Here is a 797-nt window from a genome sequence, read left to right as displayed (position 1 = left end):
GAGGGGGCGTGGGGGGCGTGGGGACCGGTGCGGCAGCAGCCCGGCGACGGCCCCGACCCATGCGCATGCGAACATCTGGAAGGGCGTCCACGGCCCGAACGTGCCGGTGATGACCGTGGACAGCGCGATGGTCGCCATGCCGAGGAGCATGCCGAAGCGCGCCCCGTACGCCCGTCCGGCGAGGACCAGCAGGATGAAGACGGCCTCGACCCCGCCGACGCCGGTGCCGGCGATGCGCACCGCCGCCCCGATCGCGGCCAGTGTGCCGAGCAGCGCGAGCATGTGGGCCGAGCGCACCGTGCCGTCGAGCGTGGACACCACCACGAGCATCGCGAGCGGCGCCAGCGCGAGTGCGGCAATCGGCACCGCGGCGTACGCCTGCTGCGGCACGGCGGTCGCGACGAGCGGCCAGCAGAACGCCCCGAGCGCGACGAGGTTCGCGGCGAGGAGGGCGATCAGCGGAAGCCGGGCGGACACCCGTCCTGCGGCCTCGTGGGCCGCGTGTTGCGTACCGTACTCAGGAACGCCGGCGGCCGGGAACCCGGAAAGGCCGGTTTCGTGGGCCGGTTCCGGGCGGGGGTCCTGAGAACGGTACGACGAGGTAGCCGGAGCGGTCGCGGGGGCGTCGCGAACGATGGCGGCTTCGTGGGTGGCGGCTTCCTGGGCCGCGGAGTGCGTACCGTACTCAGGAACGCCGGCGGCCGGGAACCCGGAAAGGCCGGTTTCGTGGGCCGGTTCCGGGCGGGGGTCCTGAGAACGGTACGACGAGGTAGCTGGTGCGGTCGCGGGGGAGGGGG

At 74.0% G+C, this 797-nt stretch carries 1 pseudogene; it reads right to left on the bottom strand.

The annotated features are described in order from the left end of the window. Positions 1 to 477 (bottom strand): annotated as a pseudogene (locus tag ACI3KX_RS22115) (ECF transporter S component); the annotation flags it as partial. Positions 478 to 797: the final 320 nt, after the last annotated feature.

It is taken from the genome of Microbacterium sp. ZW CA_36 (genome assembly GCF_044987475.1).
Taxonomy (GTDB): Bacteria; Actinomycetota; Actinomycetes; order Actinomycetales; family Microbacteriaceae; genus Microbacterium.
The sequence above is the reverse complement of the archived record's forward strand: the minus strand, read 5'-3'. Positions and strand labels throughout refer to the sequence as shown.